Below are 23,693 nucleotides of genomic sequence, written 5' to 3'. Positions count from 1 at the left end.
TTCGTATTATAACAAAGATTGATTCTAAACCTTATCTCATGATAATTTTATCTACTTGGGGTATTAGCTCAATTGGTAGAGCGCAACAATGGCATTGTTGAGGTCAGCGGTTCGATTCCGCTATACTCCATTTCCTTTATGCATCCCAAATAGATTGTATTCGGCTAATCTTATATTTCTTTCCTTGAAACTGTAGACTAGCTCCAACGCTCTTGTTGAGCATTTCTTGAGCAAGCTTAGATTTTAAAGATAAAATATAGTTGTCAGGATCAGCGTCCCAAGGACCGAGGATGGAATATGTAATAAGATTTCCCTGTTCATCTTCTAAAGAAACCTTACAACCGACGCCTACCGTATCAGTAAAAACAATATCCTTAGTTAATATTCTAGCTCGATTTACCTCTTCAGAAAGCACACGGATTTCTTCTTGTAAACGTGCTCGTTTTTCCAAAGCAAATTTATACTCAGAGTTCTCCCTAAGGTCCCCTAAAGCTCTTGCGTCCTCTATTTCTTTGGCGTTATCCACCATTTCCTTACCCACAAGAGATTGCAGCTTGTTTTTCATTTTCGTAAAGCTTTCTGGAGTTGTCCAAAGAATATCTTCTTCCACAGCCACAGTGTTTTTCTTCAAATCAGGTTGTACAACCTCAGCAACGCTTTGTAAAACACTAAGATCACTAGAGGAAAATTGACTGCATTTTGTAGAGAGCAACAAAATCTCTTTCAAATAAGACAAAGGAGCTCCCTCGATCATATTACGAATAACTAAGTAACGGTCACTCACAAGGAAGTTGTAAATCTTTTTGCCCAACTCTTTCTGAGGCGTTGAAGCAATATGATACATAAACACCATAGCAGCTTCTAAAAACAATCTTTCGATTTCTTTATCATTTGGATCAAAAAGACCATCATCGTGCGAACCAAACTTTAAGAAAAACCAGACAAAAACCTCTGGGTACATCATAGGATGCTCTATAAACCCAAGAAGCTTTTCCTTAATCTTCTGGCAACACGACTCCTCTCCTTTTAACACTTTAAAACTCAGTTCTCTAAGAGCTGGAAACGTTGTCGAGAAAAAGATCTTCATAAAGACATTTTCCCAAACTGGAGAATGCTTCTTTATTAACATTAAGAAAGCTTTCTGTAAGGCTGCTATAGAAATGGCATTGACTATGGAGATAATCCCTTCTTCAGAAAGCGAAGCTATATATTTACTGTCTAACTTATTAGATTTTTCACCTAAAAAATCAGAAAGTAACAAATCCCTTTGGATTTCTAAAGATTGGTTATCTTCTATAGGAAGTGTTTGTAAAACATTGAGTATGATTTCCCTGTTTTCGGGTTTCTTTAATTCACTATGCAAATCTCTAATGAATTGATAAATCTCTATAATCTTTCCCTGAGTCTCTTCGATTTGAGAAAGTCGAGTTTCTAACTGAGAAATTAAAGAATCCCCTCCAGGATTGTATCTATAAGGATCTTTTATGGTTTTAGGGGCTACAATACGAGTGTTCTTCTTAATTTTACTCTTAGTTGCTTGCCACCAACGATTCCAGTCCGCCTCGGGAATAACTAAATCTACAAGTTCATCCTTGATCTCTTTCGCTGTTTTTGGACCTAAATCCTTAAGTAGAATTTCTATAACCTCGGAAGGATGATCTTTAGCATAAGCCTCAAAACCATCCGGATCTCCAAATCTTCGTGATAGAAAATGATCTTTATCTAAAGGAATCAAACTTTTAAAGGCCGTTTCAAAGGAGATATCCTTAGCCATCACAACCCCTTCAAACTCAATGAGAACCTTTTGTTGAAGAAAGGAAACACTCATGACCTCTCCAACTCCCCATCCCCCAGAATGAAAGACGAAATTTCCCTCATTCAAGTGCATTAAGAAGTCAAAACGGCTTAAACTATACTGAAACTCGCGACCATCACGAAGACCAACCACTCTTAAAGCCTCATTAAAATTTTCCCTACCATGATACTTCCTATTTACATAATCAATAGCAGCATCATAAAACGGCTTAGCGTTAGTGTTTTGTATATCCAAAACCAATCTAAGAACCTGATCTTTTTCTTTTCCCTCAGGTATTCTCTCCCATAAAGGAAGGACAGAGTCTGATATCTTGCCAAACAAAGGGGCTAAAGATGAGTGTTTTACCTTCTCTAAGATCTGAACAAGCTCGGCCCCTCTCACCACATCGTTAAAACAATATTCTTCCCACAAATTAAAGAAACTTGAGGGTTGCTCTTCGTCTATTAAGACTTGCAACTTTTCTAGATAGTCCACGATGTCTCCCGTTTTTAACGGGAAATATACGCTTAACTATAAAAAAGAGCAATATCACAACACAAAAATAATAATATTTATTTTATAATAAATTAAAATCCATGGTGTATTAATGAATAGTAACTCTGCGCAAAAAATAATAGATTCTATAAAACAAATACTTGCTCTTTATAATATAGACTTCGATCCTTCCTTCGGTGCAGCTTTATCTTCTGACTCTGAAGTAGATTACGAATATTTGATGGAAAAAACCCAAGAAAAAATCCAAGAGCTAGACAAACGTTCTCAGGAAATCCTTCAACAAACAGGGATGACTAGAGAACAAATGGAAGTGTTTGCTAATAACCCAGATAACTTCTCTCCAGAAGAATGGTTAGCGTTAGAAAACATCCGGTCTTCATGTAACGAGTATAAAAAAGAAACAGAAGCTCTGATTAATGAAGTTACCAAGGAATTAGGAGGAGAAACTCCCCAACCTAATTCTAGTAATAAAACAAAAACTACTTCATCTAAAAAAAATAAGAAAAAAAACTGGATTCCCTTATAAAAACGCCTATAATCCCTAAAGTATGAAAATTGCGATTACTCGGGGTTTAGATCTATCTTTGCAAGGGTCTCCTAAAGAGTCTGGGTTTTTAAAAAGAATCGACCCTGCTCTAGTTTCTGTAGACCTGCGCCCATATTCTGCCTTAACTTTAAAGCTTAAGGTAGAACAGGGTCAGGCTATTTCTTCAGGATCACCGGTTGCAGAATATAAAAACTTCCCGGGAGTGTTTATTACATCTCCCGTTTCTGGAACTGTACAAGAAATACGTAGAGGAGATAAGCGGTCTCTTTTAGATGTAGTTATCAAAAAAAACCCAGGGCAAAATCTAACAGAATACTCTTACGATTTATCCAAATTATCACGACAAGAACTGTTAGAAATCTTTAAAAAAGAAGGGCTATTCGCGCTTTTTAAACAACGTCCCTTTGATATTCCAGCCTTACCTACGCATCATCCTAGGGATGTCTTCATCAACTTAGCTGATAACCGTCCTTTCACTCCATCTACAGAAAAACATCTTTCCGTCTTTTCTTCCAGAGAAGAAGGATTTTACGTTTTCAATGTAGGAGTTCGAGCTATAGCCAAACTTTTTGGTTTATGCCCACATATTATTTCTACTGATAGACTAGCGATTCCTGAAAAAGACTTAAAATCCATCGCACATTTACATAAAATCACAGGGCCTTATCCTTCTGGGTCTCCCTCTACACACATTCACTACATAGCACCTATTACTAGTGAAAAGGATGTGGTTTTCACCATATCTTTCCAGGAAGTCTTAGCTATAGGACACTTATTCTTAAAAGGAAGAATTCTCAATGAGCAGGTAGTAGCCCTAGCTGGATCGGGTTTAAAACCTTCGTTAAGACGCTATGTGATTACTACTAGAGGTGCTGATTTCCAAAGCTTACTTCCCTTAGATGAGATCGCATCTGATCAGGTATCTCTAATTTCTGGAGATCCTTTAACTGGAAGACTTTGCGACAAGGAACATCTTCCTTGTCTCGGTATGAGAGATGCTACTATCTCTGTTATCCCTAATCCCCAAAAGCGGCAAGCTTTTAACTTTCTAAGGTTAGGTATTAATAAACCTACACTGACAAGGACCTATCTTTCCGGATTTTTAAAAAGAAAACACACCTACATGGATCCGAATACCAACCTCCACGGAGAAACACGCCCCATCATAGATACCGAAATTTATGATAAAGTTATGGCGATGAAAATCCCTGTTGTACCTTTAATTAAGTCTGTCATTACCAAAAACTTCGAATTAGCGTGCATGTTAGGGTTCTTAGAAGTGTGTCCTGAAGATTTTGCTCTTCCGACCTTCATAGATCCATCAAAAACAGAAATGCTCACGATAATCAAAGAAGCTCTAAAGCATTACGCAAAAGAAACAGGGATATTAAACCCAGAAAATACCGCAGATACAGAATAAAGTTCTTCGAAGAACTTACACTCTCGAAGAAGCTATCATTTCTAAAATTAACGGAGTTGCGTAAGAAATGATCATGTCGGCTCCTGCGCGTTTTATCGCTATCAAAGATTCATACACTATCTTTTCTCTATCCAACCACCCCATAGTAGAAGCTGCTGCTATCATAGCATATTCACCACTGACTTGATAGGCTGCTAAGGGTAATGTTGTACTATTTTTCACTCGATGCAACACATCAAGATATAATCCTGCGGGTTTTATCATGAGCATATCAGCGCCCTCTTGCTCATCTAAAGAACACTCTAGTAAAGCTTCTAAAACATTTTTAGGATTCATCTGATAATTGCGTTTATCTCCTGATTGCAAATGAGATCCTAAAGCATCTCGAAAAGGATTATACAAAGCAGAAGCATACTTAACGCTATAAGAGAGAATTAAGGTTTGAGTCCATCCTGCTTGATCTAACTTCGAGCGGATATGAGCTACCCTGCCGTCCATCATATCACTCGGAGCTACAACATCAGCGCCCATCTCAGCATGCAACGTAGCTATGTTACCGAATATACGCACGCTCTCATCATTCAATACTTCCCCACGATCAATAATACCGTCATGACCATGAGTGGTATAAGGATCTAAAGCAATGTCGCTGATTACACACAAGTTAGGAAAAGCTTTTTTTACTTCATAGATGCTCTTACATAGAATATTTTTAGGATTAGAAGAGTATGAACCGTAAGCATCTTTAAGATGACTCGGAATGACGGGAAAAAGAATCACAGCTCTTAACCCCAAAGAACACAACCTTTCGATCTCTTTTAAAAGAAGATCTATACTCCATCTATACACACCTGTAAGACTTTCTATTTCCTCACGTATGTTTTTTCCTTCCTTAACAAAAAAAGGACAGATGAAATCCTGAGGTAATAAAGAAGTTTCAGATACCAAATCACGAATTGCCTCAGTTCTTCTATTTCTACGAGGTCGTCGACTCAACGCTAATGAGCTCATTTTTACATTCCTTCAACACTTTCCACAACTTCTGAAAAAGATAGAGTATTTATATAAATATTACTTCTTCTTCTTTAGGGGGTGTGGAAACTGTTTAAAACTCGGTTTATAGAGGGAAAACAACGTGGTTAACATGTTTAAAACTTTGTTAAAACATTGTTCAGTTTGTAAATAAATCGAGATTTTGCATGTTTGTGAACACAAGATCAACCATTTTTCAACAGGATTTTTAAGTAAAAACGTTTTGGTTTTTTTCTAATCCATGTGGCAGTCTTTTTAATTTTTGAGGTTTTTCATGTTGAGCAGAGATGATGAGTTTTCTTCAGAACAAAGGAAGAGTTTGTCTCATTTCGTTACCAACCTAGAAACAAACATTTTTGCTTTGAAGAATCTTCCTGAAGTGGTGAAAGGAGCCTTATTTTCTAAATATTCTCGGTCCACATTGGGTTTACGTTCTTTACTTTTAAAGGAGTTCTTAGAAGGTGAAGGGGGCGATTTCTTAGATAGTTCCGGAGTGGATTTTGAAGTCGGAATACATAAAGCAGCTGATTTTTATAGACGAGTTCTTGATGGGTTTGGAGATGATTCTATAGGTGAATTAGGTGGTGCTCATCTTGCTATAGAAAGTGTTTCTATGCTTGCTGCAAAGATACTAGAAGATGCTCGTATAGGAGGGTCTCCTTTAGAAAAGTCTTCTAGATACGTGTATTTCGATCAAAAAGTGAAAGGGGAGTATTTATATTACCGCGACCCTATTTTAATGACCTCGGCCTTTAAAGACGTGTTTTTGGGGACGTGTGATTTCTTGTTTGATACGTATGCGGATTTGATTCCAAAAGTACGTACTTATTTTGAAAAGATCTATCCGAAGGAATCCGAAGTATCTCAGTCTGCATATACCATTTCTTTAAGAGCTAAAGTTTTAGATTGTTTGCGGGGACTTCTTCCTGCTGCAACCCTAACGAATTTAGGATTCTTTGGTAATGGAAGATTCTGGCAGACCTTATTGCATAAAATTCAGGGACACAATCTCACGGAAATTAGACAAATTGGCGAGTCTTCTTTAACCGAACTCATGAAAATCATTCCCTCTTTTGTTAGCCGTGCAGAATCACACCACCACCACCATCAAGCTATGCTAAGCTATCGACAAACTCTCAGAGAACAATTAACGAGCTTGGCTGAGAAATTTAGTGGGGGATCGCATCCGTCTAAACAAACGGGAGTACGCTTAGTTTATGGAGATCCTGAAGGCATATATAAAGTAGCTGCAGGATTCCTTTTTCCTTATTCAGAACATACCTACGAAGAGCTTATCAATATCTGTAAATCTATGCCTAGAGAAGATCTGATCCGTGTTTTAGAAGCAGGATCTTCATCTAGAGAAAATCGTAGACATAAATCTCCACGAGGGTTGGAGTGTTTAGAATTCGGATTTGATATCACTGCGGATTTTGGAGCTTATAGAGATCTTCAAAGACATCGAATTCTGACTCAAGAACGTCAATTACTCACGACAAATCTCGGCTACCACATTCCTGAGCAGTTGTTAGACACCCCTATGGAAAAAGATTTTAGAGAAGCTATGGAAAAAGCTGAAGAAGCTTACAACCAAATTTCTTTAGAGTTTCCAGAAGAAGCTCAGTATGTCGTTCCTCTAGCTTACAACATACGTTGGTTTTTCCATATCAACGGAAGGGCATTACAGTGGCTTTGCGAACTACGTTCACAAGTACAAGGACATGAAAATTATAGAAAAATAGCCATAGACATGGTTAAAGAGGTCATCAGGTTTGATCCCGTATACGAATCATTTTTTAAATTTGTAGATTATTCCGAATGTGATTTGGGTAGGATAAAACAAGAATCGCGTAAAAGATCTTTTTAGCAACTTCTTAAATATAATCTTTACGTTTACAGGAACCTTAGAGGTTGGTATTTTTATTGCTTTCGAAGGCGAAGGTCATAAAATGAAAAACCTTATCGATAATAACTTAGTGAGATTTAAAAATATTTCCAAAACTAAGCAAGGAATTTTTGTGAACTTCAAAGTCAGAGGAGAAAAAGGAGGAGCATCTTTTACAGCTTCTATAGCAGTAGACATAGAATCCGCTGATGTCTCGGCAGGGGATACTTTAGAAACTATTATTGAAAGGTGTGCTCAGATAGGCGTTGCAGAATTTAAAAAATGTGAGTTCCAGTTTGAAGGAATAACCTGTTTGTAAACTAGTATTTCCTGGGTGTAGCGCAGCCTGGTAGCGCACTTGCATGGGGTGCAAGGGGGCGGAGGTTCAAATCCTCTCACCCAGATTTTTACATACGCATTAGTAATCTCGAATACCCACATATTCTATAAGCATTTCTAATTCTGAAGTGTCTTTTAACCCGTGTTGCTTAAGATGGTTTATTAAGCTAAAGCACTGGTCTTTGGAGCTCTTTAAAAGGTCTTTGGCAGCATCCACACCAAATAATAACGCGTAATTTAGCCCTACATCTTGATCATCTTGATGTATATCCAAAATATCATCTTTTATTTGAAAAAGCAGACCAAAGGTTTGAGAGAATTCTCGTACTTGTGGAACACATTCGGGTGTTCCTCCTCCAAACAACCAACCGGAGACACAAGCGATTTCAAACAGGGCTCCTGTTTTTTTATGAATGATAGATTGCACATGTTCAGGACCCTCATTATTGAAGAACATATCTTCATATTGTCCTCCTAAAACACCGTGGACGCCAAAATTTTTATCGGTGATATCAGAAATCATATCATAAGCATAATCTACTTCTTTAGAATCGACACCTGCTGATTTGAGTTTTTTTGCATTTAAACGAATTCGCGAATATGCAGCAGGAATCAAAGCATAAGATGCTAATAAAGCAGAAGCTTCATCGAAAGCTTTATGTACTGTAGGACGCCCACGACGCTCATCATCATCATCCATACAAGGAAGATCATCAGCGATTAACGTGGAGGTATGGATGAATTCTATAGCTAATGCAGAATCTAAAACATCTCTACCCATATCGAGACCTTTAGCAATCATACATACTAACATAGGGCGAATGCGTTTACCACCGCTTGTTAACGCATATTCTACAGGCGCTCGTATAGAGAATCCTTTAGGACCAAACTCATCTAAAGAATCCTCTATACCAGTTTCTATCATTACGCGGTAAGCTTCGAAAATATCCATAAAGACCATAGAATTTGCCTTAAACTAGATAACTTTTCCGGGATAAATTGTTGTATGAGCTGGAATACAATGCCCAGGATTAATAACAGTGTTGCAACCTACAGAAACGTTTTTACCAAGAAAGGCACCTACTTTTCTTAGTTTGGTATCCACACGACCTTCAGCGCAATTCACAGAAATGTTTTTCCCATCAAGGCGAAAATTCGCACAACGCACACCTGCACCGAGATTGACTTCTGAACCTAATACAGAATCTCCAATATAAGCGAAATGACCAGCTTTGGCATAATGACCAAAATAGGCTTTTTTTACTTCTGTACAGTGTCCAATAACACAACCTGTGCCTGTGATCACACTCCCTCGTATATAAGCTCCGTGACGGACTTCTGTTTGTGGGCCTATGATGCAAGGACCTACAATATAGGCTCCAGACTCTACATAAGCTCCTTCAGCAATTTCTATGCTTTCTATATTTTTTAAAAAAGCTCCAGATTCTACAGTTCCATGAATTCCTGAGAACACATGCGTGGATAATTTTCTATCTATTAATGCTAAAATATCCCAAGTATAATACGCTTCTGTAATGAGTTCAGGAAAAGAAAAATCTTCGGGGGAAAATAAAACAGATGCAAGTATCATGGCAGGTCATAGCTTTTTAGGATATTGTCTAGTTATGACGATTTAGTGACAAGGAGTAATCAAAAGCCGTTAGAAGGATAGGGAGGTGTGGGTTCTTCGCTTGATTCTGGAGGCAGGTTATCATTTTCTGAAAATAAATAACCAACACCGCGAATTGTAGAAATTTTAGAACCATAAGGCCCAAGTTTTTTTCTTAAAGAAGCGATATGTACATCGACATTTCTAGCTATAATTTCTTTGGTGTTCCCTTTTATTTCCTCAAGCAGGTGTTTTCTTAAACACAACTGACCACGATTCATAAGTAGTTTTTTTAATATTCCAGCTTCTGAAGGAGTTAGATGGGTGGTTCCTTGAGGTGATTCTATAGAAAGATTTAAAAGATGGAATGTTCGATCACCAAAAGATATGGATTCAGGAATGGCATGTTCGAAATGATGATGATTGCGTAAAAAAGCACGAATAACAGCATCTATAACTTTAACTGTTATAGGGCGAAGTAGATAACCGCTCGCACCGTTATTCAGAATTTTTACAATAGCCTCTTCTTCAAATACATCAAATAATACAACTAAATCTGTTTCTGAAGAAATTTTACTAGAAAACATAGCTTCGGGGAGAAGTAAGTATTCACAGAAAATTAAATCAGCTTCAGGAGTGTCAGTAAGCGTAGAAGAGACAACAATGTTATACTCTACATTCTGAGCAAACTCTTTTAGTTGTAAAGATATACTACTGTCTTCGGTAACAAATAATATAATTTTATCCGTAAGCATGAGCAAACAAGGTAGGCTATATTATTTGAGTAACTAATACAAAATCTTTTATTTTTCAAAGACCCTTTACAATTTTTTAATTTTTTTCTGATTAAAAATAATTTTGCATAAAGACAACCCTGTATATATAATTTAACTTTAACACGTTAAAAATTAATTAAAAACGACGGTTTCGAAAAGCCGGCAGAGGCTCTGATGGTTCGCTATATCCTGTTTTGCGCATTTTTTCTTTCATGCTTTGCCATGGGAGGGGGGCTTTATTTTTTATGTTCCTCGCACAACCCTTCAGTGACATCATCAGAAAGCACACAAGCTGCTACACTATGGGTTAATGGTCAAAAAGAACAAGTAGAGTCTTTTTTACAACGCTTGCTCCCGAGTCAACAACGCCAGTGTCTTCTTTGTTTCCAAGGATTTATTCTGCAAAAGCAGAAAAACATGAGCCAGTCAGAGAAAGTCTTTTCTAAGATTTATAACGAAGTAGAAAAAACGCAATTCTTATTTAAAGAAGAGGTGATAGGAGGGCGTATTCTCAATGCTTTTTTCTCTGAGAATATAGAACAAATGGAGGTGTTCGTTGATACTTTGTATCAGCAGTTTCCCAAGTCTCATTATCTTCCTTTGTTTGAGTTTCTTTTAAATTATAAGCAAAGACATTTTGATAAAGCTTTACACGCATTATCAGTATGGAGGAATCAAGTAAAAGATACCGAATTTTCATTATTAGATTTAAACATACAGCAACTGGTTTCCGACTTCTTTTTAGGTAATATAGAAGCTCATTGCTTGATAGAACTCGGGGAATTTTCTTCAGGAAGAACTATTCTTCATCGTACCATCGAAAAGTTACTAAAAAGAGAATGTGATTGGAATTCTGAAATTTACGATTATGCTGTTTTAATGCTTAGTAGAAGTTACTTTTTAGAATTAAAACAGTCGAATTTTTGTAGGATTTATCCAGATTACTATGAGATGATTCTTTTTTATAAGAAGAAAGTTCACGCTGTGGATCAAAGATCCTACGAAAAATTTATTCCTCAAGAAGAATTATTTTCGATGCTTGTAGAACATCTTTTTATTGTTCCTCAAGAACGTCTATCTCCTTTAATGCAGATAATTAAGAATTGGGAACGTTTTTACTTTGATCCTAAATATGATTTGGTAATCCAACCGTTAGTAGAGAAGTTTTTTTCGCATCCTGAACAGGTTACTCAGATATGTAACTCAATTGTTTCTTTTGAGATAGAATCGCTTAAGAAACGTCTTGTAGATACCTTTGGAACCATTCTATCAGCAAATGTACAAAAGGTACAAACCACAAAAGCTCAACAAACACTCTCAGTGTTAAAAATTTTAGATGCGGGTTTATGGGTAAGCGAGAAGTTGATCATCTCTCCCGAGTCTCTTAAAGATATTATTGCTAATGATGATCTAAGTTACACTAATCTAAGAAAGTATCTCAATCTTTGGGAGGAGATACAGTCTTATGACATAGATAGACAACAGCTTGTGCATTATTTAATGAAAGAAGCTAAGCAGTTATGGCATCAGGGAAATTGTGATGATAAAGCTTTGAATTTGCTCCACCTCATTTTACAGTTTACCGACTATGATATAGAAAGTGAGAACCTTGTTTTTCTATTTATCAAGCAAGCGTATAAGCAAATGTTGTCGGGACATGCGATTACACGTTTACTGAAGTTAGAGGATTTCATCACAGATGAGGGATTAACTCCTATCACCATATGTGAAGAGGAGATAGCAAATTTTTTAGCCGATGCAGAATTCTTATACATTCAAGGTGAGTATCATAAATGTTATTTTTATAGCTTATGGCTTACCAAAATTGCCCCCTCACCATTAACCTATCGTTTGTTAGGATTATGCCTGTTTGAAAATAAGAGTTATTTAGAAGCTTGGGATTGTCTAAATGCTTTACCCTCGAATGAGCGTTTGTATGATTCTAAAGTTCAGAAAGCACTAGCATTATGCCAAAAACATCTACCCAAAGATCTCGAAACGAGTTATAAAAAGGGGTAAAATGCATAGAGTTCATGCTTTCGTTAAGCCCGGATGTTTCTCACCTTCTTTATGATGTAGTTCAACAACAGATTGTTCTACCTTTGGACCTAGCTTTTGCGAAGCGCCATATCTCTCCAGAATCAAAAAAAGCGTTTGCATTTCTGGCTATTTCTTCTGCTCTTTGGCGTTGTGGTTATCCCTTTCTTAGTATAGAAAATGAGCGTTTATTCCCTTCAGTATCCGGAATTTCTGAAAAGCTGTTTTATGAATATTTTCAGGCTCTTCCTCACGATGTTTTGTCGTCGTTGTTTGTGATAGAAAATAATAAAATTTATTTAAAATCTTTATATACAGTTCGTGAGAAACTTTTTAAAAAACTCTCTTTGTTGTCACAAGCTTCTAATCGGTACAGCCTGACTACAACAACTCTGTCGAGTTTATCTCAGGAGCAAAATGAGGTTTTTCACAAAGCTGTTAACAGTTGTTTTTCTTTGATCTGTGGTGGGCCGGGAACAGGGAAGACATTTCTTGCTGTACAGATAATCATCGCGTTAATTAAGCAGTATCCTAAAATCCGTATTGCTATAGTCTCTCCTACAGGAAAAGCAACCTCTCATATCCGTCACATACTCTCTAAACATCATATTTCTGAGTCTAGTGTCACAATCCAAACAATACACCGATTCTTGCAAGAACATGCGTATCACCAGTGCGCTTCTTTTGATTTATTATTAGTTGATGAGGGGTCTATGGTGACATTTAGTCTTCTGCATAGCCTAGTCAACACTTTATCAGGGGAAAATAAACACGGGAAAATCATTGCTGATAATTTAATTATATTGGGAGATGAGAATCAGCTCCCCCCCATAGGTGTTGGCGCCGGAAATCCTCTTCAAGATTTGATAGCACGTTTCCCTGAAAGAGCTCTACATCTTCATGTTTCTCACAGAGCTAAAACAAATAGAGTTCAAAATTTTGCTAGAGCTGTTTTAGAAAGACAAGCCATTCCTTTTACCCCTTTGCCTCCTATGCTCACTGCACTTTCTATGATTAAAGAGGCGTTTATAAATACCCCCTCATCTCAAACACAATTGTGTGTTTTAACTCCTATGCGACATGGTCCTTGGGGATACCTACGCTTAAATGAACTGCTCTTTCATGAAATACAAAAAACACATCCAGAGTTACCCATTCCTATTATGATAACAGAACGTTATGAAGCTTGGGGGCTATTTAATGGTGATACGGGGCACCTTTGCCCAAAGACGCAAAAGTTATTTTTTTCTCACTCTCGCTTTATCGATGCCAAAGAGTTTTCTTATTATACCTATAACTACGCTATGTCAGTGCATAAAAGTCAGGGAAGTGAGTACGAGGACGTCATTGTTATTATCCCTAAAGGGTGTGAAACTTTTGACATTTCTATTCTTTACACAGCGATCACACGTGCAAAGAACAACATAGATGTGTGGGCTGATCGAGAGACGTTGTATAAGATCATAAAAAAACCCCATAAGTATACTTATGGGGTAGATCGTCTTCTTTAGAAACAGATCTTATAAACTCATAGAATCTTGAACAAAGTTTAGAACGGCAGACATCAGGAAGAAAGAACCAATAATGAGAGCAGATTGAGGTCCTAACAACGCAGGAGCAAAATTAGCAAATAAACAAAGAATATCCGCGACTAAATCGACAAAATTGCACAGTAAGGAGAAGAATTTCTCTCTTAATGTTACACGACGTTGGACAAGATCTTCGTAAGAAGGATCAAAGTCTGTTGAGCGTAAAGTAGAGACGATGCTGACAACGTCATCAACAGCGCCGCAAGCAGAACTAATAGCGGATAAGCCGGTAGAAATACCGCCTAAACCTTTCGCATGTTTTGCTAAATTTACAAGTTTCAAATCAGAGAGTAAGCAAGCGCTTCCTGTCGCTTTAGAAGCTAAGCGAGTCACTTTGCTTGCAATAGCAAGAGGCGATCTTAGTATACGACTGGAAACAATTTCTACTTCCCCATTGGGTTTTTGTATATTTTTGGTAACTATTTTGACACTTCCGGTAGCAGAGTCTACTTCATAGAACATAGCACCTGTTAATAACTGAGAGACCAGGGTTACTGTATCTACACAGCTGTTTAATCCTACAGCTATTCCACACGCATTTTCTAATGAGGTAAGTCGCATTAGAGTGTTGGTGTTCTCTGGATTTAGGGATGCTTTAGCAATCATTGTAGAGGAACCTAAAATTCCAAACACATCTCCCAGAAGACTAATACTATTATGAAGTTTCGTAGCATTTAGTCGAATCTGATCACAACACGTTGTTAAGTCGGGACAAAGAGGAATGTTAGATAGAGTGGGACAACATCTACTAAAGCAGGAAGTAGTCATAATTACCTATAAATTAAAATTATATTTTTGCATTAGCTCGTAGGGTAGCACGTGATTTGATACGAGCGGCTTTATTTTGTTTAAAAATGCCCCTTTTTACAGCTTTGTCAGCTACGCTGTAGACTAACTGTAATCCAGAAGCAATGGTTGTCTGATCACCAGCTTTTAAGGCTGCTTCAAATTTCTTCATCATTGTCTTTGCTTTTGACTTAAAACTTTGATTGATCAAATAACGTTTTTGCGAAGTTATAATACGCTTTTCTGCAGAAGGCCGCTTTTTTGGACCGCCCTTTTTAGTTGTTTTCTTGGGTGCCATTGTTACTCCAAAAACAAGTCTTTTTTATTTGAAAGAGTCAACCTGTCTTAACATTTCAGTTAAGATTTGATAAGTGAGGTACTATGTTACAATAAGGGGGCGATTGTAAAAGAAAGAACAATAAAAAGAAATAAAAACAGAGGAAATGGACTGTATTTTATGGGAGAGATAAATAAACTTTTATGCAAACATAAAAAATAGAATTAATCGCATGGTTTTTTCTAAAAAGACTCGAAAAGTAAAGCTAACTTTATGAGTTCATGAGAAAAGGATGAGAATTTTTATGTTGTTTGTGAAAAAATTTTTTCACCCAATAGCTCGGTATCATAACTACCTCTTCCCTATAGTTGCATTTCTTCTTCCCCTCGTTTGTCTACCTTTTTTGTCTGATTCTCAAAAAAAATATAGCTACTTTGTTTTTTCTATTATTTCCTTGGTTGGATGGTTTTTCTCTATCGGACTTAGAGAAAAGCAGTTAAAAACAGCAGCGGGTCAACTTTTACAGACTAAAATTCGTAAAATTATTGAGAAAGATGAGGGGTTAAGAAAAATCTGTGAGTCAGTTGAAGAACGCCAATACGAAAGTCAACAATTGAGGTCACAGAATCAGAAACTCCTGAATCAACTACTTCACGTTCGTGGAGTATTTATGAAAACCAAGGCAGATATGCAGAAATTGGAGGGGTTAGTCGCTCATTTAAGGGAAGAGAACCAATGTCTGCAGTTACAATTAGATGCCTTATCTCAAGAGTGCCGTGAAAAGGAAGAAGAAAGTCGGGAACTCAATCGAGAACTTGCTGAAGCTTTAGCTTATCAGCAAGTACTTAATGAAGAGTACCAGGCAACTTTTACAGAACAGCACAACATGTTGGATGTGCGACAAGTCTACATTGGAAAGTTGGAATCCAAGGTGCAGGATTTAATGTGTGAAATTCGCAACTTGCTCCAGCTGGAATCTAATATGGTAGAAAATCTACCCAGAAATGCTAAAGCGAGTTCGCAAGAATTGCCCAAGCAACTTCTTTCGGAGTTAAAAAAAATCGCTTTTAAAATGGAAAATATAGAAGTAGCGTCTTCTTTAACGGCTTCTCGTTATATACGATCTGAATCTTCTGTGCACAACTACTCCTTGGAATGTCGTCAGTTGTTTGATAGTCTTAGAGAAGAAAATCTTGGAATGCTTTTTGTGTATACTCCGCAATCACAAAGGGCAGTTTTCGCCAATTCTTTATTTAAAACTTGGACGGGATACGGGGTAGAAGATTTTTTAAAAATGGATGAAGATGTCGTTGTTTCTGGTTTACCTCAATGGGAAGCAGATCTTCGTCTTTATGATCGGAAAGAGCGATCAGGAAAAATAATAATCAAAACAAAAAACCATGGTCAAATTCCTTTTTACTATTGTTTAACTGTTTTAAATAAAGGCCCACTACACAATCATGTTTTGGGTGTTCTTTATCCGGTGCGTATAGATGCTCTTCGTGGATAGACCTATCATCGACCATGCTTATTAAAAATCCCTAGATTTCCTATCTTTCTTTGGCTAAACTGTTACCCAAAGGCTAGGGCCCTATTATTTTGTTGCAACCCAATAATTAAATGCTCATGAATACACAAAATGGCCAGGCTATGGAAGCGGCTCATGAAGAAGAAGCTCAGAAAAAGTTAGAAGAACTCGTTTCTCTTGCTAAGGATCAGGGCTTTATTACTTACGAGGAGATCAATGAGATTCTTCCCATGTCTTTCGATACGCCTGAACAAATCGATCAGGTGCTGATTTTCCTTACGGGAATGGATATTCAAGTCCTGAACCAAGCAGATGTAGAACGACAAAAGGAAAGAAAAAAAGAAGCCAAAGAGCTAGAGGGCTTAGCCAAGCGTACAGAGGGGACTCCTGATGACCCTGTGCGTATGTATTTAAAAGAAATGGGAACTGTTCCTCTATTAACTAGAGAGGAAGAGGTTGAAATTTCTAAAAGAATAGAAAAAGCTCAAGTTCAAATTGAACGGATTATCTTACGTTTTCGTTATTCTTCAAAAGAAGCTATTTCTATTGCGCAATACCTCATCAATGGAAAAGAACGTTTTGATAAAATTATTTCAGAAAAAGAAGTCGAAGACAAAGCTCACTTCTTAAAGCTGCTTCCTAAGTTAATTAGTTTGCTTAAGGAAGAAGATGCATATCTAGAGTCTTTGCTGTTGGCTTTAAAACAAAATAATTTATCGAAAGAAGAGACTGCGAAATTAAACGACGATTTAGAAAAGTGTCGTATTCGTACGCAAGCTTATCTGCGTTGTTTCCATTGTCGTCACAATGTTACCGAAGATTTCGGTGAGGTTGTCTTTAAAGCATATGATTCTTTCTTACAATTGGAACAGCAAATCAATGATTTGAAGGTTCGAGCAGAAAGAAATAAGTTTGCAGCAGCAAAATTAGACGCTGCTAAGCGTAGATTATACAAGCGAGAAGTTGCAGCAGGAAGAACTCTGGAAGAGTTCAAAAAAGACGTGCGTATGCTGCAGCGTTGGATGGACAAGAGCCAGGAAGCTAAAAAAGAAATGGTTGAGTCCAACCTTCGTTTAGTGATTTCCATAGCTAAAAAATATACAAACCGCGGCCTTTCCTTCTTAGATTTGATTCAAGAGGGGAATATGGGCTTGATGAAAGCTGTAGAAAAATTTGAATATCGCAGAGGATATAAATTTTCTACTTATGCCACATGGTGGATTCGTCAAGCTGTTACACGTGCTATTGCAGATCAGGCACGAACCATCCGTATTCCTGTGCACATGATTGAAACTATAAACAAAGTTCTTCGTGGTGCTAAGAAATTAATGATGGAAACGGGCAAAGAGCCTACACCAGAGGAATTGGCCGAAGAGTTAGGATTAACCCCTGATCGGGTGCGGGAAATTTATAAAATTGCTCAGCATCCAATTTCTTTACAAGCAGAGGTTGGTGAGGGAGGCGAAAGCTCCTTTGGCGACTTTTTGGAAGATACTGGTGTGGAGTCTCCAGCAGAGGCCACAGGCTATTCTATGCTTAAAGATAAAATGAAAGAGGTGTTAAAAACCCTTACGGATCGTGAACGTTTTGTTTTGATTCATCGTTTTGGTCTTTTGGATGGCAAGCCTAAAACACTAGAAGAGGTGGGTTCAGCATTTAATGTGACTCGAGAGCGTATTCGTCAGATTGAAGCTAAGGCTTTGAGAAAAATGCGTCACCCGATTCGTTCAAAACAATTGCGAGCTTTCCTCGATCTTTTAGAAGAAGAAAAAATCACGGGTAAAGCAAAGAATATCAAGGGAAAATAACTCGAATCATTTTATAACTTTTAGGTGTCGCCGCAGAATCGCATCAACTCATTATTCCAGATTTTCGTGTATGGGTGCGTCTTGGATGTTCTCCAGAGGAGCGTTATTTTAAGCAGCCCATTTTAGTTTCTGTCGTCCTTTCTTTCTTTAAAGAGCCCTCTGTTTGTGTTTCAGATGATCTTGGGGATGCATGCTGTTATGTTGAAATCACTTCTTTAATAGAAGAAGTAGCCTCTAGTAAGCCTTGTGCTTTAGTAGAGCACTTATCTAAGATTTTAATGGATGCTTTAGAAGCAAAGTTAAAAGACAAGGTTTCTAAAATAGATTTAGAAGTGCGTAAAGAACGCCCTCCTGTTCCTAACTTACTGAAGCCCATTTGTTTTAAGATAAGTAGGGAAATTTCACTATGATAACCAAGCATTTTATTTGTTTATCTCTAGGTTCCAATCTAGGAAACCGTTTTGAAAATTTTCGTAGAGCATTTTCTCTTTTAAAAGAGTTGGGCATAGAAGATTTACAAAGTTCCATAATTTTGGAGACAAAGGCTTTATTGTTGCCCGACTCACCAAAAGAATGGGACTTGCCTTTTTTTAATTCCGTACTTATTGGAAGGACTGCACTATCTCCAAAGGAGTTATTGTCAGGGATCAAACATATAGAACGTAAGCTTGGTAGAGATCCTAATGCCTTACCTTGGTCTCCTAGGATTCTGGATGTGGATATTCTGTTATATGGTGATGAAAATTACCAACAGGATGACATCATCATACCTCATCATAGGATTTTAGAAAGACCGTTCTTACTTTCTCTTGTGGCATCGTTATGCCCTACTAGAAAACTCCATCAACCAGATTCTGAATTTCACTTAAAAACGTTTGGAGAAATAGCCCATTGTCTACCTTGTCCTCAGGAGATTATTCTGAATAGCTTTTCTCCTACTACTTTTTTAATGGGCATAGTGAATGTTACGGATAACTCCATTTCTGACGGGGGATTATATATTGATCCTTCTAAAGCTGTTGCTCATGCAGAGCGATTATTTGCTCAAGGGGCTTCCGTAATAGACTTTGGTGCGCAAGCAACTAACCCTAAAATTAAGCAGTTGATTGACGTAGATCAAGAGTGGGCCCGTTTAGAGCCGGTACTCAAGCTTTTAGCGGAAAAATGGTCAGGATGTATGCAATATCCAGACGTTTCCTTGGATACATTTTATCCTGAGATTATTAAGAGAGCTTTAGAAATTTATCCAATTCGATGGATAAATGATGTTTCTGGCGGCTCTAAAGAAATGGCTGAGATTGCCAGAGATGCGAATTTATTATTAGTTATCAATCATTCGTGTTCTCTTCCTCCACGTCCTGATAAAACGTTAGCTTTTACCACATGTGCTTCAGACCAGTTGCTAAGCTGGGGAAAGCAGCAAATTGAAGCTTTTGTTGCTTTGGGATTGAGCAAAGATCAAATTATTTTTGACCCAGGAATAGGTTTCGGAACGACTCCCATACAAGCATTGAATGTATTACACAGAATGGAAAAATTCCGAGAGCTTGGTTGCGCTACGTTGGTAGGGCACTCAAGGAAATCGTGTTTCTCTTTGTTGGGGAAATATGATGCTAAAGATCGTGATTGGGAAACTGTGAGCTTATCGGTTTTGTTACAACAGCAAGGCGTGAATTACTTACGTGTTCATGATGTTGAAGCAAACCACAGGGTCTTATCCGCAGCAGCATGGCCTGGGGTTTATGTGTAAAATACTCGGTATAGTTGCTTGTGACCCCCGGGGAGTCATGGGAAAGCAAGGAAAGCTTCCGTGGAACTATCCTGAAGATATCGAATTTTTTTCCAAAACTATAGGAAATCATGTCCTAATCATGGGGAGAAAGACTTTTGAGGGTCTTCCTGATAAGTATAAGAAGAACCGGAAGATTATTGTCTTTTCCAGGGATTATCATGAAAGTTTCGAGAATGTAATCTGGGTATCTTCTTTAGAGGAATTTAGACGTTTAGAACAACTTTCTTCTATTTTTCTTATTGGCGGAGGAGAATTGTTTTCTTTATTTTTAGAAAATCGGATGGTGGATGGGTGTTTCATAACTCATATTCACAAGTGTTATGAGGGTGATGTTTTCTTCCCTCTATCTTTAATCAAAGGGTGGAGGAAAACTGTTTTAGATGAGAAAGAGAACTTAACATTTTGTTTTTATGAAAATTTCGCCGATTGTCACTCGTAGAGTTCATGTTCATGATGATATTTACGAAATTTTAGAGGAGTCTCTTCCGCAGTTGGCGGAGAATTCGATCATTGCTTTATCTTCAAAAGTTTTGAGTCTTTGTGAAGGTGCTGTTGTTGATGTAAAAACAACAACTAAGGAAGCATTAATTAAAAAAGAATCAGAGGCTTATATTTATTCCGAGCTTCATGATATGTATCTCACTAAGAAGCAAGGAATTTTGATTCCTTCATCGGGGATTGATGAATCCAATGCTCAGGATTACTATGTTTTATATCCGCGAGATTTATTAGCTTCAACAAATGCTTTAGGCCTATGGTTGAAGGATAGATATCGCTTAGAAAATTTAGGAGTGATCATAGTAGATAGCCATACGACACCTATGCGTCGAGGTGTTTTAGGATTAGGATTATGTTGGTATGGATTTTCTCCTCTATACAGCTATATAGGGAAGCCTGATTGTTTTGGCCGTCCCCTACGTATGACGCAAATTAATCTTTTAGATGCTTTAGCAGTTTCTGCTGTACTTTGTATGGGAGAGGGAAATGAACATACTCCTATAGCGCTTATAGAAGATGCGCCAAAAATTACTTTTCATTCTTTGCCTACGCTACAGTCCGATTTATCCGCATTAGATATTAATGAAAAAGAGGATTTATACGGTCCTTTGCTTCGTTCTGTAGCTTGGGAGTCTACATAATTTTAACTTTTGGGAGACGTTAATGAAACCTTGTTTGGATTTACTAGATAAAAATATCAATCAAAAACACATGTTAAACCATACTTTCTATATGAAATGGTCTAAGGGAGAGTTAACAAAAGATCAGCTAAAAGCATACGCAAAGGATTACTATCTTCATATTAAAGCTTTCCCTCGTTATATTTCAGCAATTCATAGCCGCTGTGATAATTTAGAAGCACGTAAGCTACTTCTTGAAAACCTTATGGACGAAGAAGCTGGAAACCCTAATCATATAGGTCTATGGAAAAATTTTGCTTATGCTTTAGGTGTTACTGAAGAAGAGTTAGAAAATCACGTTCCTAGTGCAGCAGCTCAAAAGAAAGTAGACACATTTTTACGCTGGTGCTCTGGAGATTCATTATCAGCTGGTATTTCGGCTTTATATACTTATGAAAGCCAAATTCCTGCAGTTGCAGAGTCAAAAATTTCTGGATTAAAGCAATATTTTGGTTTTACTTCTCCTGAAGGGTACGAGTACTTCTCAGTACATAAAGATGTTGATGTAAAACATGCTCGTGAGGAAAAAGTGTTAATCGAAACACTACTTAACAATGATTGTAATAAGATATTACAAGCTTCTCGAGAAGTCTGTGATGCTTTGTATGAGTTTTTAGATGGTTTCTTAGATGAGAAAGATTCTTGCTCAACAATTTCTCCCGCTTCTTCGACCACTTCAGATTCACAACCTTCTTCATGTGGTTGTCATTGCCGTCATTAATTAGCGGTTTCTCCTTCTCTTGATATGTAATCAAGAGAAGGGGATGAAAAAATTTAAGCTACAGGTTGTACAACAGGTTCTTCTTTTTTCTCTTCAACTGTAGTTTTTGAGGAAGCAGTTACTTCAAAGATACGTTTTTCTAATTCTTCGAGTAACTTCTTATTTTTCTTGAGTTCTTCACGAACAGCTTCTCTTCCTTGTCCTAATTTACGATCTTGATAGTTAAACCAGGATCCTTTTTTCTCTACGATATTATATTCTACAGCTAGATCTAAAATGCATCCTGCTGAAGAGATACCTTCGTTAAAGAGAATATCAAATTCTGCTGTTCTGAATGGAGGTGCGAGTTTATTTTTAGCAACTTTTACTTTGATCCGGTTTCCAAGATCGAAGCTTTCATTACCTTTGATCGCTCCTATACGACGAATATCCATACGTATTGATGAGTAGAATTTTAAAGCGCGTCCGCCTGTTGTTGTTTCGGGATTGCCGAAACTTACACCTATTTTCTCGCGGATTTGATTAATGAATATCGCGCAGGTTTGACTACGTGCTAATGTTGCTGTCAGCTTACGTAATGCTTGAGACATCATACGTGCTTGTAATCCTACATGTACATCGCCAATATCGCCTTCGAGTTCACTTTTAGGAACCAAAGCAGCTACAGAGTCTATGACGATAACATCCACAGCTCCTGATCTTGCTAGTAACTCAGCTATACTTAAAGCATCCTCACCACAATCTGGTTGGGAGATCATAAGATCATTGATATTCGCTCCTATAAGGGAAGCATAACTAGGATCTAAAGCGTGTTCTGCATCGATGTAAGCAGCAACGCCTCCCATTTTTTGCGCATTGGCCACAATGTGGGTAGCGAGCGTGGTTTTCCCCGAAGATTCAGGGCCAAAGATCTCCACAATCCTGCCTTTTGGAACACCTCCGATGCCTAATGCTAAATCTAAAGATAAGGCCCCCGTTTTTATAGTAGAGATCTCATGAGATGCGGAGTGCTTCCCTAGACTCATAATAGATCCAGAGCCAAATTGTTTTTCAATATAGGCAATTGCTGCTTCTAGTGCTTTTTTACGATCAGGTACATTCATTTAAATAGGTGCTCCTTTTTTCCACACTGTCTATGCAATAGTCTTGCATTTTGGACTTTGAGAGAAGAATGGGTAAGCTTCTTCTCATAACTTAGCTAAGAGATGTCAGAGTGGTGATTTTTGATGATAGATGTATGCTTGGCTTTTCTTTTGATTTTTATGGATAACCCAATTTTTCACACCAGTCAAGATAGAAAGCAGTTGTAAATGTAACATTTTCTGTATCTGTAGGTTTGTTGCAATTATTAGGTAAAAGATTTTTCGTAGTTCACCTTGACAGTGGATTGTCATCATACACAGAGGGTGTGTTATTGACAATTCACAGATTTTTCAATGTGAAGACAAAGGTCTTGGTCATGAGGGAGTAAAAAATCTCTAGAAAGTATTTGTACACATGTTTCTGAGAACAATATTAAGCTAAAAATAGTTGAGATAAGGGAATATCATGAGATTCCCGAGGGAGAATAGGAGTTTTTTGTTCTCTAAATCCTACGCCTATAGAGATCAGGTGTGGGTAGTTTGCTAACCAACGATCATGACAACCACCACCATAGCCCAGACGGTAGTTATCGTTATCAAAAGCTAAACCTGGAACAAGAACATGTGTGATGTCTTGTGGTGAGATACAGTGTAAATTGAACTCAGAGATACGCAAGGGGTGTACTATCTTTGAGAGAGTGTTTAGGGAAGAAACCAGGACAGGTGTCAGTTCATGATTATCTATTTTAGGTAGTGCTAGGGAGAAGTCTTCGATCAGAATCTGATTGGCCAAATTTATGTTAATTTCTGATCGAAAAGGAACAAAGGAAAGAACACAACTTCCTTTGGGTAGTAGACGAACAAATGCAGCTATTGCTTGAGAAGCTTGTGATAACCGAGGTTCTTGTATAGATTGTCGTAGCGAAGAAAAAAATTCTCGTTGTTTGTTTTTGTCGGTAGTTACGGAAGTATCCAT

Annotated in this window: 22 protein-coding genes and 2 tRNA genes; 15 read left to right on the top strand and 9 right to left on the bottom strand. The window is 37.5% G+C overall.

Annotated features, from left to right (window positions below):
- The first annotated feature begins 57 nt into the window (after window positions 1-57).
- A tRNA-Ala gene (locus FI836_RS02710) sits at window positions 58-130 on the top strand.
- Window positions 131-136: 6 nt separating this feature from the next.
- Here FI836_RS02710 and FI836_RS02705 read toward each other — a convergent pair.
- Entirely contained in the window at window positions 137-2,290 is a 2,154-nt protein-coding gene (locus FI836_RS02705; RefSeq protein WP_014943602.1) for a GreA/GreB family elongation factor, read from the bottom strand.
- Between the two features lie 112 nt (window positions 2,291-2,402).
- Between FI836_RS02705 and FI836_RS02700 the strand changes: the two genes are divergently transcribed.
- The gene (locus FI836_RS02700) at window positions 2,403-2,837 is read left to right on the top strand and encodes a hypothetical protein (RefSeq protein WP_014943601.1); all 435 of its coding nucleotides are present in this window, start codon (window positions 2,403-2,405) and stop codon (window positions 2,835-2,837) included.
- A gap of 22 nt (window positions 2,838-2,859) precedes the next feature.
- A complete protein-coding gene (locus FI836_RS02695) occupies window positions 2,860-4,278 on the top strand; it encodes a Na(+)-translocating NADH-quinone reductase subunit A (protein WP_014943600.1) in 1,419 nt (472 codons plus the stop codon).
- A 15-nt stretch (window positions 4,279-4,293) separates the two neighbouring features.
- Here the strand turns inward: FI836_RS02695 and hemB are convergent, their stop codons facing one another.
- The gene (hemB, locus tag FI836_RS02690; RefSeq protein WP_006342675.1) at window positions 4,294-5,289 is read right to left on the bottom strand and encodes a porphobilinogen synthase; all 996 of its coding nucleotides are present in this window, start codon (window positions 5,287-5,289) and stop codon (window positions 4,294-4,296) included.
- Window positions 5,290-5,584: 295 nt separating this feature from the next.
- Here hemB and FI836_RS02685 point away from each other — a divergent pair, with 295 nt between their 5' ends.
- The 3 genes from FI836_RS02685 (at window position 5,585) to FI836_RS02675 (ending at window position 7,599) form a co-directional block, all read left to right on the top strand.
- Window positions 5,585-7,177, top strand: coding sequence for an FAD-dependent thymidylate synthase (locus FI836_RS02685; RefSeq protein WP_006343671.1), 1,593 nt, complete (start codon window positions 5,585-5,587; stop codon window positions 7,175-7,177).
- A gap of 82 nt (window positions 7,178-7,259) precedes the next feature.
- Entirely contained in the window at window positions 7,260-7,514 is a 255-nt protein-coding gene (locus FI836_RS02680; RefSeq protein ID WP_006343670.1) for a hypothetical protein, read from the top strand.
- An 11-nt stretch (window positions 7,515-7,525) separates the two neighbouring features.
- A tRNA-Pro gene (locus FI836_RS02675) sits at window positions 7,526-7,599 on the top strand.
- A gap of 14 nt (window positions 7,600-7,613) precedes the next feature.
- On the opposite strand, the gene FI836_RS02670 is transcribed toward FI836_RS02675, so the two are convergent.
- Genes FI836_RS02670 through FI836_RS02660 form a run of 3 tightly spaced genes read right to left on the bottom strand, consistent with a single transcriptional unit; the run spans window position 7,614 to window position 9,898 of the window.
- Entirely contained in the window at window positions 7,614-8,495 is an 882-nt protein-coding gene (locus FI836_RS02670; protein ID WP_014944089.1) for a polyprenyl synthetase family protein, read from the bottom strand.
- A 15-nt stretch (window positions 8,496-8,510) separates the two neighbouring features.
- Window positions 8,511-9,125, bottom strand: a complete 615-nt coding sequence (locus FI836_RS02665; RefSeq protein WP_006343668.1) for a transferase — start codon at window positions 9,123-9,125, stop codon at window positions 8,511-8,513.
- A 59-nt stretch (window positions 9,126-9,184) separates the two neighbouring features.
- Complete coding sequence (locus tag FI836_RS02660) at window positions 9,185-9,898, bottom strand: response regulator transcription factor (RefSeq protein WP_014944088.1); 714 nt, start codon at window positions 9,896-9,898, stop codon at window positions 9,185-9,187.
- Between the two features lie 195 nt (window positions 9,899-10,093).
- On the opposite strand from FI836_RS02660, the gene FI836_RS02655 reads away from it, so the two are divergent.
- Both FI836_RS02655 and recD read left to right on the top strand, forming a co-directional pair.
- A complete protein-coding gene (locus FI836_RS02655; RefSeq protein WP_006343666.1) occupies window positions 10,094-11,938 on the top strand; it encodes a DUF1347 family protein in 1,845 nt (614 codons plus the stop codon).
- A 14-nt stretch (window positions 11,939-11,952) separates the two neighbouring features.
- Window positions 11,953-13,467, top strand: coding sequence for an exodeoxyribonuclease V subunit alpha (gene recD / locus FI836_RS02650; RefSeq protein WP_014944087.1), 1,515 nt, complete (start codon window positions 11,953-11,955; stop codon window positions 13,465-13,467).
- Window positions 13,468-13,476: 9 nt separating this feature from the next.
- Here the strand turns inward: recD and FI836_RS02645 are convergent, their stop codons facing one another.
- Together FI836_RS02645 and rpsT are read right to left on the bottom strand one after the other, a co-directional pair.
- The gene (locus FI836_RS02645; protein ID WP_014944086.1) at window positions 13,477-14,151 is read right to left on the bottom strand and encodes a hypothetical protein; all 675 of its coding nucleotides are present in this window, start codon (window positions 14,149-14,151) and stop codon (window positions 13,477-13,479) included.
- A 181-nt stretch (window positions 14,152-14,332) separates the two neighbouring features.
- The gene (gene rpsT / locus FI836_RS02640; RefSeq protein ID WP_013462764.1) at window positions 14,333-14,629 is read right to left on the bottom strand and encodes a 30S ribosomal protein S20; all 297 of its coding nucleotides are present in this window, start codon (window positions 14,627-14,629) and stop codon (window positions 14,333-14,335) included.
- A 283-nt stretch (window positions 14,630-14,912) separates the two neighbouring features.
- Here rpsT and FI836_RS02635 point away from each other — a divergent pair, with 283 nt between their 5' ends.
- The 7 genes from FI836_RS02635 (at window position 14,913) to FI836_RS02605 (ending at window position 21,635) form a co-directional block, all read left to right on the top strand.
- Window positions 14,913-16,118: a hypothetical protein gene (locus FI836_RS02635; protein ID WP_006343662.1), complete on the top strand. Its 1,206-nt coding sequence runs from the start codon at window positions 14,913-14,915 to the stop codon at window positions 16,116-16,118.
- A 110-nt stretch (window positions 16,119-16,228) separates the two neighbouring features.
- Window positions 16,229-17,944, top strand: a complete 1,716-nt coding sequence (locus FI836_RS02630; protein ID WP_006343661.1) for an RNA polymerase sigma factor — start codon at window positions 16,229-16,231, stop codon at window positions 17,942-17,944.
- Window positions 17,945-17,994: 50 nt separating this feature from the next.
- A complete protein-coding gene (gene folB, locus FI836_RS02625) occupies window positions 17,995-18,354 on the top strand; it encodes a dihydroneopterin aldolase (RefSeq protein ID WP_028444378.1) in 360 nt (119 codons plus the stop codon).
- The gene (gene folP / locus FI836_RS02620; protein WP_006343659.1) at window positions 18,351-19,694 is read left to right on the top strand and encodes a dihydropteroate synthase; all 1,344 of its coding nucleotides are present in this window, start codon (window positions 18,351-18,353) and stop codon (window positions 19,692-19,694) included. Before folB ends, folP begins: the two co-directional genes overlap by 4 nt.
- Window positions 19,687-20,175 carry a dihydrofolate reductase gene (locus FI836_RS02615; RefSeq protein ID WP_015065829.1) on the top strand — a complete coding sequence of 163 codons (489 nt, stop codon included), beginning with the start codon at window positions 19,687-19,689 and terminating at the stop codon, window positions 20,173-20,175. Before folP ends, FI836_RS02615 begins: the two co-directional genes overlap by 8 nt.
- The gene (locus FI836_RS02610; RefSeq protein WP_014944083.1) at window positions 20,147-20,875 is read left to right on the top strand and encodes a putative folate metabolism gamma-glutamate ligase; all 729 of its coding nucleotides are present in this window, start codon (window positions 20,147-20,149) and stop codon (window positions 20,873-20,875) included. Before FI836_RS02615 ends, FI836_RS02610 begins: the two co-directional genes overlap by 29 nt.
- Before the next feature lie 22 nt (window positions 20,876-20,897).
- Window positions 20,898-21,635, top strand: coding sequence for a CADD family putative folate metabolism protein (locus tag FI836_RS02605; RefSeq protein ID WP_013462762.1), 738 nt, complete (start codon window positions 20,898-20,900; stop codon window positions 21,633-21,635).
- Window positions 21,636-21,688: 53 nt separating this feature from the next.
- On the opposite strand, the gene recA is transcribed toward FI836_RS02605, so the two are convergent.
- Window positions 21,689-22,738, bottom strand: coding sequence for a recombinase RecA (gene recA, locus FI836_RS02600; protein ID WP_006343655.1), 1,050 nt, complete (start codon window positions 22,736-22,738; stop codon window positions 21,689-21,691).
- A 412-nt stretch (window positions 22,739-23,150) separates the two neighbouring features.
- Window positions 23,151-23,693: a 5-formyltetrahydrofolate cyclo-ligase gene (locus tag FI836_RS02595; protein WP_014944082.1), complete on the bottom strand. Its 543-nt coding sequence runs from the start codon at window positions 23,691-23,693 to the stop codon at window positions 23,151-23,153.

Source organism: Chlamydophila parapsittaci, assembly GCF_006385615.1.
GTDB classification, from domain to species: Bacteria; Chlamydiota; Chlamydiia; order Chlamydiales; family Chlamydiaceae; genus Chlamydia; species Chlamydia psittaci.
The sequence above is the reverse complement of the archived record's forward strand: the minus strand, read 5'-3'. Positions and strand labels throughout refer to the sequence as shown.